The organism is Achromobacter sp., from assembly GCF_032113835.1.
In the GTDB taxonomy this organism is placed as follows: domain Bacteria; phylum Pseudomonadota; class Gammaproteobacteria; order Burkholderiales; family Burkholderiaceae_B; genus Achromobacter.
The window spans coordinates 63,142-73,998 of sequence record NZ_DAMCTG010000009.1; the positions used below are offsets into that span (position 1 = coordinate 63,142).

Below are 10,857 nucleotides of genomic sequence, written 5' to 3' on the forward strand. Positions count from 1 at the left end.
CAAACCGGTGGATTGTCCAATGCGTCAGCCGAGTCTAGCATCGTCTTCATCGCCTTCGAACCCTTGCTCCGGACCGACATCCACCCATGCCCTCCCAGCCGATCGATGCTTCCAAAGGACCCTATTCCGGACTGCGCGTGCTGGACCTCAGCCAGGGCATCGCAGGCCCGTACTGCGCGCAGATGCTGTGGCAGCAAGGGGCCGACGTCGTGAAGGTGGAACCGCCAGACGGCGACTGGGGCCGGCACGTCGGCGTGCTTCGCGACGACCAGAGCGCACTATCCATCGCCTACAACGCCGGCAAGCGCGGCATGTGCGTGGACGCGCGCCAGCCGCAGGGCAAGACGTTGCTGGCGGACATGGCGCGGCGCGCGGACCTCGTGATCCAGAATTTCCGCCCCGGGGTCGCTGAGCGCATGGGGGTGGGCTACGACAGCCTGGCCGCGCGTTGCCCGGGCCTGGTCTACGTGTCCATCAGCGGCTACGGGCCGGACGGCCCCTACGCCAACGCCCCCGCCTCCGACTCCGTGATGCAGGCGGACAGCGGCCTGATGTTCGCCAACCAGACGACCGCCGGCGAACCGCGCCGCATCGGCCTCCTGATGGCGGACATCGCCACCGCGCTGTACGCGGTGCAGGCGGCCAGCGCCGCGCTCTATCAGCAGGCGCGCAGCGGCCTCGGCCAGCATGTGCAGCTGAATCTGCTGCAGGCGTGCGCGGCCTTGCAGGTGAACGACATCCTTGCGTACGGCATTGCGGGACAGCGGGAGGCCGTGGCGGTCAGCGCCCCCAATGGCGTCTTCGACACCGCGGATGCGCGCCTGTCCGTGCTGGCGTTGAACAACGACCAGTTCGCGCGGTTGTGCCGCGCGCTCGAACGCACGGACTGGCTGGCGGACCCCGCCCTGTCCACCAACGCGGGACGCATGGCGCAGCGCGAGCGCCTGCATCGGGACATGGCGGAACAATTGGCGCAGCACCCTGCCGCGCACTGGGTGGAACGCCTGGCGCGCGAGGACGTGCTGCATGCGTACGTGCGGGATTACGACGGCCTGGCGGCGCATCCGCAGGCGGCGCACCTGGGACTGCTGGAACCGTTGGCGCAGCCCGGCGGCGCCCCCCTGCCGTTTGCGCGCGCGGCGGGCGCCTTGTCACGCCGGCCGCTTGCCGCGGCGCCGGCCGTCGGGGAGCACACCGTGGATGTGTTGACCGAATGGGGCGTGGCGCCCGCCGACATCCAGGCCATGCTGGACGCCGGCGTGCTGCGCCAGGCGGCACCCGCCAAGGAGGCCCGCTGATGCGCGCCCTGGTCTGCCATCGCCATGGTCCGGTTGAGGACGTGTTGCCCGGCGAGCTTCCCGAGGCGCCGGCGCCCGCGCCCGACGAGGTCACCATCGCCGTCGAGCATGCAAGCGTCAGCCACGCAACCAAGCTGCTCATCGAGGGACGCTATCAAAGCCGTCCGCCGCTGCCTTTTGCGCCGGGCACGGAGGCCGCCGGCCGCATCATCGCGTGCGGCGACAGGGTCACGCGGTTCAAGCCCGGCGACAAGGTCGTCGCGCTGGCGCGCTGGGGCTGCTATGCCGAACGCCTGACCGTGCCGGAATACACCGTCTATCCCGTGCCCGATGATCTGCCGCTTCTGACCGCGTTGCCCATTCCCATTTCGTACGGCACCGCGTGGGGCGCGCTGTTGTGGCGCGCCGCGATGCAACCCGGCGACACGGTGCTGGTGCTGGGCGCGGGCTCGGGCGTGGGATTGGCGGCCGTGGAGATTGCATCGGCGCTCGGCGCGACGGTGCTGGCCTGCGCCAGCACGCCGGCCAAGCGCCAGGCCGCGCTGGACGCGGGCGCTGCGCATGCGTTCGCAGCAGACGAGGCCATGCCGCAGGCCGTCAAGGCGGTCAGCGACGGGCGTGGCGCGGACGTGGTGCTGGACGCCGTGGGCGGCGACGCCTTCGAACGCAGTGTGCGCGCCGCGGCGGCCAATGCCCGAATGGTGTCTGTGGGATTCGCCAGCGGCCGCATCCCCGATGTGCCGCTGAACCTGCTGCTTGTGAAGAACATTGCCCTGCATGGGTTTTTCTTTGGCCGCTACATCGGCTGGACGCCCGCGGACGAACGCATCGTTCACGCGCCCGCCATGCAGCGGACCATGTCCACCCTGTTCGACTGGGCCCGCCGCCAGCGGATCCGGCCGGCTGTAACGGCGATCTATCCGATCACCGGCCTTTCCGCAGCACTCGCCGCCCTGGAAAGCCGACAAGTCGTCGGCAAGGTGGCGATCACGATAACGACGGAGACAACCCCATGCGTACCAACGACTTCCGGCGCGCCGCCTGGCCGCGCCACCTTGCCGCCGCGGCGCTAGCCGCCGGCTGCGTCAGCCTGCCTGCCGCCGCGCACGCCGCCGGCGACTATCCCAGCAAACCCATCACCATGGTGGTGCCCTACCCGCCGGGCGGCCCGACCGACATCGTGGCGCGATTGGTGGCCGCCGAGATGTCCAAGACCATCGGCCAGAGCATCGTCGTCGACAACAAGCCCGGCGCCAGCGGCATGATCGGCGCGGACCTCGTCGCGCGCGCCGCGCCCGATGGCTACACGTTCCTGGCCAACGCGTCGCTGCACGTCATCAACCCGTACATCTACGCGTCGATGCGCTACGACGCCTTCAAGGACTTCGCGCCCATCACGCAGCTTGCGGACGTGCCGCTCGTGCTGGTCGTGCCGGAAACATCAAAGGTGCGCACCGTGCAGGACCTCGTGGCGCAAGGCAAGGCTCAGCCATTGAACTTCGGATCGGCGGGTTCGGCGTCCGCGCAGCAGCTTGCCGGCGAATCGTTCAAGGTGCGATCCGGCCTGCCAATGCAGCATGTGCCCTACAAGGGCAGCGCACCCGCGCTGACGGATCTGGTGGGCGGGCAGATCCAGTTGATGTTCGATTCCATGCCGTCAGCCATGCCGTTCATCAAGTCGGGCAAGCTGCGGGCGGTGGCGGTGACGACCAGCCGCCGCGTCGATGAACTGCCCGACGTGCCCACCATGGCCGAATCCGGATTCCCGGGCTTCGACATCAGCACGTGGTACGGCCTGTGGGCGCCCAAGGGCACGCCGCCGGCCATTGTGGCCAAGCTGTCCGAGCACGCGGCCCGGGCGCTCAAGCAACCCAATGTGGTGACGCAGTACGCCGGCCTGGGCGCCAAGCCGGTGGGATCGGATCCCGCCACGTTTGCGCGTTTCAACGTGTCCGAGGGCGAAAAGTGGCGGGACATCGTCAAGGCGGCGCAGATCACGCCGCAATAGTGGAAATCCGCGTCCGCGGGCGGGGCTGGCCGCGCCCGCGGATTGTCACCATGCGTACTTCAGCGTGGCGAGCACCAGGCGCCCCGCGCCATAGGTGCAGGCCGTGGCGGTGACGCAGGTGCCGACGTAGGTGCGGTCAAACAGGTTGCTCGCGTTCAGATCCAGCGTCAGTCCGCGCATGGCGGGCTGCAGCTGGCCAAAATCGTAGGACAGCGCCGCATCGAACAGCGTGACCGCCGGAATCCGCAGGGTGTTGGCCGGGTCGCCCCAATCGGCGCCGATGTAGCGCACGCCCGCCCCCAACCCCAGACCTTGCAACGGGCCGCCCTGAACCTTGTAGCCCAGCCACGCGGCCGCCTGATGCGCCGGCGCGTAGTACTGCTTCTTGCCCTGGCGCGACTCCGGCACACCATTGACGATATCGACGTTGGCGCTACGCGTGACCACCGCATCGACGTAGGCGTACGACGCGATCAGATCCCATCCCCGCGCCAGGTTCGCCTTGCCTTCCAGTTCGATGCCGCGCGCCCGGATCTGGCCGGTCTGCGTCTGAAAGCCCGGCGGCCGTCCGGGCGTCGTGTCGCTGGTCAGCACGTTGTCCTGCGTGAGCTGATACGCCGACAGCGTGACCAGGCTGTCGCTGCCGGGCGGCTGGTATTTCATGCCGGCTTCGATCTGCCGGCCCTCGGCAGGCCGGAAGGGGTTCGAATTGAAGTCCGTCCCGCCGGTCGGCGCGAAGGACGTGGAATACGCCACATACGGCGCCAGGCCGTTCGCCATCAGATAGGTCAGCCCGGCGCGCCCCGTAAAGGCGGAATCGTCCTGCGACGTCTTGGCCGACGTCAATTGGTTGCGCGTCGTGCTGCGCGCCATGTCGTAGCGCCCGCCCAGCGTGAGCAACCAGCCGCCATAGGAAATCTGGTCCTGCATATAGACGCCCGTCTGCTCGGTGTCTTGCCGCGTGTCGATGCGCGGAATCAGATCCCGCAGCCCCGGGCGCGGCTTGCCATAGACGGGGTCGAAGAGATCCAGCGCGGGCACCCCGGCAATGACGTTCGCGAATTTGTAGGTGTCGAGCATGTCGAGATAGTCGAGGCCCATCAGGAATTCGTGTCCCACGGCGCCCGTGCGGAACCGCGCGATGGCCTGCGTGTCGACGTTGAGCGTCGCGCCGGTGCCCTGCCCGCGCGTCATGGTGCGCGACCACGTCCGCATGTCCGCCGGACTCAGCAGATAGCCGACTGCGGTGCGGGCCTCGCCGCGCATGTGGCTATAGCGCAATTGCTGTTTGACGGTCCAGGTGTCATTGAACGCATGCGTGAACAGATAGCCGGCCGAATACTGCTCGCGGTCATAGCGATCCCAGCCGGGTTCGCCGGGAAAGCGGTCGCGCGGGATGCGGCCATTGGGATTGCTGTAAAGCGTTCCCGCGGCGGGCAGGTTGCCGTACAGCGGCACCTGCCGGTCCTCCTGGTAGAACCCCAAGAGGCTCAGCGAGGTGGCGGCGCTGGGGCGCCATGTCAGCGCCGGCGCGACGAAGGTGCGATCGTCCTTGGTGTAGTGCGAAGACTGCGCGGCGTCGCGGGCCAGCGCCACCAGGCGGTAGCTCCACACGCCGGCCTCGTCCACCGGGCCGCTCAGGTCCATCGCGGCCTGGGCACGGCCGTAGCTGCCGGTCTGCAGCGCGATCTCGCGCTGCAGCGTGGCGGTGGGCAGCTTGCTCACCATGTTGATCAGGCCGCCGGGATTGTTCTGGCCATACAGCACCGATGACGGCCCCTTGAGCACCTCGATCCGTTCCAGACCATAGGGCTCGATCTGCAGCATGCCGAAGCTGTAGGCGCCGAAGGGCAGGCGCGCGCCGTCCAGATTGTTGCGCGCCCCGAAGCCGCCACGCAGATAGATGTTGTCGTAGCGCAGATCCGTGCTGCCGCCCGGCGCATAGACGCCCGGCGTGTAGGCCAGCGCCTCGACGATGCTGCGCGCGCCGCGCGAGGCGATCTCGTCGCGCGTCACGACGTTGACCGTCTGCGGGATTTCGATGATCGGCGTGTCGGTCTTGGTCCCGGTGGCGCTGCGCAGCGCCACGATGCCCGTCACCGGTCCGTAGCCCGATTCGATCGCGCCTTCCACCCGCACCGCGGGCAGCAGGGCCGTGGGTCCCGGCGGCAGCAGCCGAAGCGTGAAGACATTGGCCGCGTCGCGGCGCGCCGCCAGATTGGTGCCGGCCAAGAGGCGGGCCAGGCCCTCCTCCACCGGCCACGTCCCTTGCAGGCCCGCCGTCGCGCGGCTTTCCGCCAGGGCAGGATCAAACGACAGGTTGATGCGCGCCGCACCGGCAAAGGCCGTGAGCGCCGGCCCGAGCGGGCCGGCCGGAATGTTGAAGCGGGCGGATGCCGCCGTGGACGATGCCGCCGCGCCCGATTGCGCATGCGCCTGCGGCGCGGCCACGGCCAATGCGGCGCATAGCGCGCCCGCGACGGCGCGGCGTTGCGGCCAGGCCGCGGAAGGAGTGAATCTGGAAGACATGCTGATCCCGACAGAGTCCAAGCGAAGGTGCTTTATGAACATGTCGGACGAGCGCGAAAAAGGTGACACGCGGGGGGCACGTGTGGCGGTGACATCCTGCCGGACCGCGCCGCGTCTCAAGCGGGAACGACGCTGACCCAGTATCGCGTCCGGGTCACCACGCGCACGGGCAGGCTGCGCGCCACGGCGAGCAGCGCGGCGTCGGTATCGTCCACCTGAAAGCCGCCGGATATCCGCAGATCGGCCACGGCGGGATCACAGCGCAGCACGCCGGGGCGATATCGGCCCAGTTCCTGCAGAAAATCCCCGAGCCGCTGGTTGTCCGCGTACAGCACGCCATCCAGCCAGGCTGCGGGGGAATGCGGGCTGACGGTTGGGGAATGCATCGCCGCCGCAGAGAAATCCACGCGCTGCCCGGGTTCCAGCACCAAGTCTGCCGAGCCTGCGCGCGGTTGCACCCGGACCCGGCCTTCGATGACCGCCACGCGGGTGCGCGCGTCCATCTGCCGGACCGAAAAGTACGTGCCGAGCGCCTGTGCGCTGCCCTCGGCGGTGCGCACCAGCAAGGGCCGGGGATCGGGAGCCCCCGAATGGGCGGAGCGCAGCAGGATTTCCCCTTCCCGCAGCCACACCAGGCGCTGCGCGGCATCGTAGGCCAGGTCCACCGCGCTGGCGGTATTGAGCACCAGGACGGCGCCGTCGGGCAGTTCGATCCGGCGGCGTTCGCCGCTGCGCGTGGCGTAGTCGGCCGTCCATTGCGCCGGGGCCGCGCGCCACGCCAGCCAGCCGGCAGGCGCCGCCACGATCAGGCCGGCGAGCGCCTTCAGTCCCGCCCGCCGCGAGGCCGTGGCGTGCACGGTGGCGCGCCCAAGGCCGGGCGGCAGACCGCCCAGCTTGGCCAGCACCGCCTGCGCCCGTGTCCACGCGCGGTCGTGCTCGTCGCTACGCTGGCGCCAGCGTTCGCACGCCAGACGGTCGGATTCCGAGAAACGCCCGGAATGCAGGCGCACCAGCCAATCGGCAGCCTCGCCGGCAATCCGGGGATCGATCGGCATGCCCGCGCCGTTCATGTATCCGCCAGGATGCAATGGGTGAACGCCTCGGCCATGTGGCGTTTGACCGTGCGGACGCTGACGCGCATTTCGGTGGCGATCTGCTCGTACGTCAGGCCATCCAGTTGCGACAGCAGAAAGGCCGCGCGCACCTTGTCGGGCAGCGCGGCCAGCATGGCGTCCACCTCGCGCAGCGTCTGCAGCACGGCCAGCCGCTGTTCCTCGGAAGGCGCGTGCCGGGCCGGCATCGCGGCCAGGACCTCGAGGTACGCCTGCTCCAGCGCCAGCCGCCGATACAGATCCACCATCAGCCGCTTGGCGATGGTGGTCAGATAGGCGCGGGGTTCCTGCAGATCCGGCAGCGCCCGGCGGCGATACGCGCCGAGCAGTCCGACAAAGGTGTCCTGCGCCAGATCCGCCGCATCCGCGTTGTTGCCCAGCCGGCGCCGCAGCCAGCCGAACAGCCAGCCGTGATGCGCATCGTAAAGCCGCTGCACGGCAATGGCGGGAGAGGGGTCGGGGGTCGGCATGGATCGCGCCAGGCAAATTATCTAAATAGGAAGCAGTCGCAATTATCCTGATTAAGCGGCGGCGTGACAACGGCGAATGCGCGGCAGGGTTTCTCCTCCGGGTTTCTCCCCCGGGTTTCTCCCCCCGGGTTTCTCCCCATAAGCAGCGCCCGCCCCCTGGATAAGAATTCAGGGTTGCTGATCCGCGGCCGTCGCGCGTGTGGCGAGCCAACCAACCAGAGGTCCCAGGCATGAAGGCGTTCTTCCACGACGATCAAAAGCTTCACCATCCGCAGACCTATTTTTCGCGCGGCAAGATGCGCACGCCGCAGGAGGTGCCGTCGCGGCTGGACGGCCTGGTGCAGGCGGCGCGCAAGCTGGGATTCGACGTCCAGGCGCCCGCCGATGACGGGGCGGGTGCGATCGCGGCGGTGCACAGCCTGGATTACCTGCGCTTCCTGCAGGACGCGCATGAGGACTGGATGAAACTGCCCGGCGACTGGGGCGGCGAGGTGGTGTCGAACGTTTTCGTGCGCGAACGCAATGCGCTGCGCGGCGTGCTGGCCAAGGCCGGGCGTTACCTGGCCGACGGCAGTTGTCCGGTCGGCCCGAAGACGTGGCATTCGGCGTATTGGTCGGCGCAGTGCGCCATCGCGGGCGCCGATGCCCTGCTGGCCGGCGACCGCAGCGCCTATGCAATCTGCCGTCCGCCCGGTCACCATGCACGGCGCGACGCCGCGGGCGGCTTCTGCTACCTGAACAACGCCGCCATCGCGGCCCAGCGGCTGACGGCAAGATTTCCCCGCGTGGCCATCCTGGACACGGACATGCACCACGGCCAGGGGATACAGGAGATCTTCTACGAACGCAGCGACGTGCTGTACGTGTCCATCCACGGCGATCCCGAGAACTTCTATCCGGTGGTGGCGGGCTTTGAAGACGAGCGCGGGGCCGGCGAAGGATACGGCTACAACATCAACCTGCCCATGCCGCACGGCTCGCCCGAATCCGTGTTCTTCGACCGGCTGGCGCAGGCGCGCCGCGCGATCACGTTGTTCCAGCCCGATGCGCTGGTGCTGTCGCTGGGATTCGACATCTTCGAAAAGGATCCGCAGGCCATGGTCAGCGTGTCCGAAGACGGCTTCGAGCGCTTGGGCCGCGAGGTGGGCGGCCTGAATCTGCCCACGCTGATCGTGCAGGAAGGCGGCTATTACATCGAAGGCCTGGAATCGAACGCGAAGCGGTTCTTCGCGGGTCTGGCCGGCGCCTGATCCGCCGGCGGGGCAAGCGGGACGTCAAACGCTGACCGCCTGCCCCGCGCCAGCCGCGGTCAGGTGGTTCAAGCCGAGCGGCCCGCAGGCCGCTGGTGGCCGCAGGGCGGGTTCAAGCCTCGGCCGCCGCTTCCCACATCGTCACCCTGTCCCGTCCCGTCTGCTTCGACCGGTATAACGCCTGGTCGGCACATTTGATGACGGCCTGCGGCGACGCGCCGTCTTGCGGCCACAGCGCCACGCCCACGGACACGGTCACCGGGCGCACACCATCGGGCATCGGGCGCGCCGCCACGGCCGCCCGGATCCGCTCGGCCGCCTGTGCCGCAGTTTGTGCCGCAGTTTGTGCCGCCGTATGTGCCAATGCTCGCGCGGCGTCCTGCGTCGCGCCCTGTGCGTGGTCCTGTGCGTCGCTCTGCACGTCATTTTGCGCGCCTGGCTGCGCGCCAGGCTGCGGCAAGATCATCACGAATTCCTCGCCGCCGATGCGAAAGGCCTGATCTCCGGCGCGCACGTTCTCCTGCAGGGTTTGCGCCAGCGCGACCAGGACCTTGTCGCCCGTCGGATGGCCGTACACATCATTGATCTGCTTGAAGTGGTCCAGATCGAACGCGATGACCGCGAACGGCGACGCGGCCGCGACGAGCTCGTCGATCCGCGCGCGCAGGGCGCGGCGATTCATCAACCCGGTCATGGGATCGGTCAGCGATTCCGTGTTCAGCCGGCCGACTTCGTCACGATGGCGCGCTTGCGCGGCCGCCAGCGCCTGCCGCAGCTTGTCAGCCTCGAAGTACCAGGTTTTGAGCGTGGTGGCGCGCAAGGCCGTCCGACCGACCGGCTCGTCGCTGGCAAAGGCGTCAGCCAGCCGTGCGAGCGGCCGCGCGATCGCGTAGGCGCACGCGCTGACGAGCAACAAGGTCAGCACCACGGCCGGGATGGCGAACTGCAGCGATGCGCCCAGCAGGTCCTTGAGCGGCGACAGCGCGCGCTCGAGCGGACGCTGCACCACCACCGCCCAATTGCCCTTGACCAACGGCGCGTATCCCGCGATCACCTGCTCGCCGGCAGCGTCCGTGACCTGCTCGACGCCCGGCCCCGTTGCGGGCGACAGACGCGCCTGTACCGCGCTCGCGATATCTGCGTCCGCACCATGCCGGTACAGCATCTTGCCCTCACCGTTGACCAGGTACACGGACGTGCCGTCCGCATACGCATGCTGGCCGACCAGCCGGTCCAGGCCGCTGCCATGCTCCAGCACAACGATGGCGGCGAGATAGCCAGAGACCGCGTTCTGCGGGCCACGCACAGGCTCCACCAGCGTCAGCGTGGCAAAGCGGGCGCCCGGCAGGCAGCACGGCTTCGCCCATTGCCCCGCGCGCAGCTCGCGCACGCCCAATTCGTCCAGTTTGCCGATGGCGGCCAACTGCGGCGGAGCGCCCTCGGACCGGCGAGTGATCCGACCGCCGGGGTCGGCGAGCAGCACGGCCGTCACGCCCTCGATCGTGCCGGCCAGCTCCGACAGTTCGCCCTGCAGCGCCTCCGGCGCATTTGCCAGCCGAGGAATGCGGTTCGCGCCGGCGGTAAGCTGCCGGTCGCCCGTCTGGATATACAGGTTGATGATGTCGGCCAGCTTCTGCGCGTAGGCCAGATTGGAGTCGAGCGTGTTCTTGACGACCTACGTCTTTTGCGCCTGATAACCGGCGTACATGGCATTGAAAAAGCCGACCGCCACGCTGAGCACCGCCAGCGCAATGAGCACGGTCAACAAGCGCACTTTGCGTTCTCTTGCCATGTTGCTCCAGAAGGGAGACCCACCGCGAATCGCCCGGACTCGGCGTGGCTGCCGGCTGCGCGCGCCACGGAGAGCAACTGCGCCGTCACCGGCGCGGGCAGGCGCACCGCGATAACGCAGAATACCCAACAATTTTTGGGTAATCCAGCGGCCCGCCAGGTGTCTGACACCCTTGAGACACCCACTCAAGCTGACGCTCATCTCCCCAGGGTGTCAGACACCGACCTGCCACGGCACGCCATCGCCCCACCAGGTGTCTGACACCCTTGAGACACCCACTCAAGCTGATGCGCATCTCCCCAGGGTGTCAGACACCGACCTGCGACGGCCCGCCATCGCCCCGCCAGGTGTCTGACACCCTTGAGACACCCACTCAAGCTGATGCGCATCTCCCCAGG

Annotated in this window: 8 protein-coding genes; 4 read left to right on the top strand and 4 right to left on the bottom strand. The window is 68.7% G+C overall.

The window, feature by feature from the left end; all coding sequences use genetic code 11:
- Positions 1 to 86: 86 nt before the first annotated feature.
- The 3 genes from RT697_RS05865 to RT697_RS05875 are packed head-to-tail and all read left to right on the top strand — an operon-like array spanning position 87 to position 3,306.
- A complete protein-coding gene (locus RT697_RS05865; protein WP_313697407.1) occupies positions 87 to 1,298 on the top strand; it encodes a CoA transferase in 1,212 nt (403 codons plus the stop codon).
- Entirely contained in the window at positions 1,298 to 2,371 is a 1,074-nt protein-coding gene (locus RT697_RS05870; RefSeq protein WP_313697408.1) for an NADPH:quinone oxidoreductase family protein, read from the top strand. The genes RT697_RS05865 and RT697_RS05870 overlap by 1 nt, the downstream gene beginning before the upstream one ends.
- Positions 2,311 to 3,306 (top strand): tripartite tricarboxylate transporter substrate binding protein, encoded by a 996-nt coding sequence (locus tag RT697_RS05875; protein WP_313697409.1) that lies wholly within the window; start codon positions 2,311 to 2,313, stop codon positions 3,304 to 3,306. The genes RT697_RS05870 and RT697_RS05875 overlap by 61 nt, the downstream gene beginning before the upstream one ends.
- Before the next feature lie 45 nt (positions 3,307 to 3,351).
- Here RT697_RS05875 and RT697_RS05880 read toward each other — a convergent pair whose 3' ends face one another.
- From RT697_RS05880 to RT697_RS05890, 3 genes are all read right to left on the bottom strand, one after another.
- Positions 3,352 to 5,835 (bottom strand): TonB-dependent siderophore receptor, encoded by a 2,484-nt coding sequence (locus RT697_RS05880; protein WP_313697410.1) that lies wholly within the window; start codon positions 5,833 to 5,835, stop codon positions 3,352 to 3,354.
- A 116-nt stretch (positions 5,836 to 5,951) separates the two neighbouring features.
- Positions 5,952 to 6,890, bottom strand: coding sequence for a FecR family protein (locus RT697_RS05885; RefSeq protein ID WP_313697411.1), 939 nt, complete (start codon positions 6,888 to 6,890; stop codon positions 5,952 to 5,954).
- 11 nt (positions 6,891 to 6,901) lie between these two features.
- On the bottom strand, positions 6,902 to 7,417 hold the full coding sequence (locus tag RT697_RS05890; protein WP_313697412.1) for a sigma-70 family RNA polymerase sigma factor: 516 nt from the start codon (positions 7,415 to 7,417) through the stop codon (positions 6,902 to 6,904).
- Between the two features lie 230 nt (positions 7,418 to 7,647).
- Here RT697_RS05890 and RT697_RS05895 point away from each other — a divergent pair, with 230 nt between their 5' ends.
- On the top strand, positions 7,648 to 8,667 hold the full coding sequence (locus tag RT697_RS05895) for a histone deacetylase family protein (protein ID WP_313697413.1): 1,020 nt from the start codon (positions 7,648 to 7,650) through the stop codon (positions 8,665 to 8,667).
- 112 nt (positions 8,668 to 8,779) lie between these two features.
- Here the strand turns inward: RT697_RS05895 and RT697_RS05900 are convergent, their stop codons facing one another.
- Entirely contained in the window at positions 8,780 to 10,159 is a 1,380-nt protein-coding gene (locus tag RT697_RS05900; RefSeq protein WP_313697414.1) for a sensor domain-containing diguanylate cyclase, read from the bottom strand.
- Between the last annotated feature and the right edge of the window lie 698 nt (positions 10,160 to 10,857).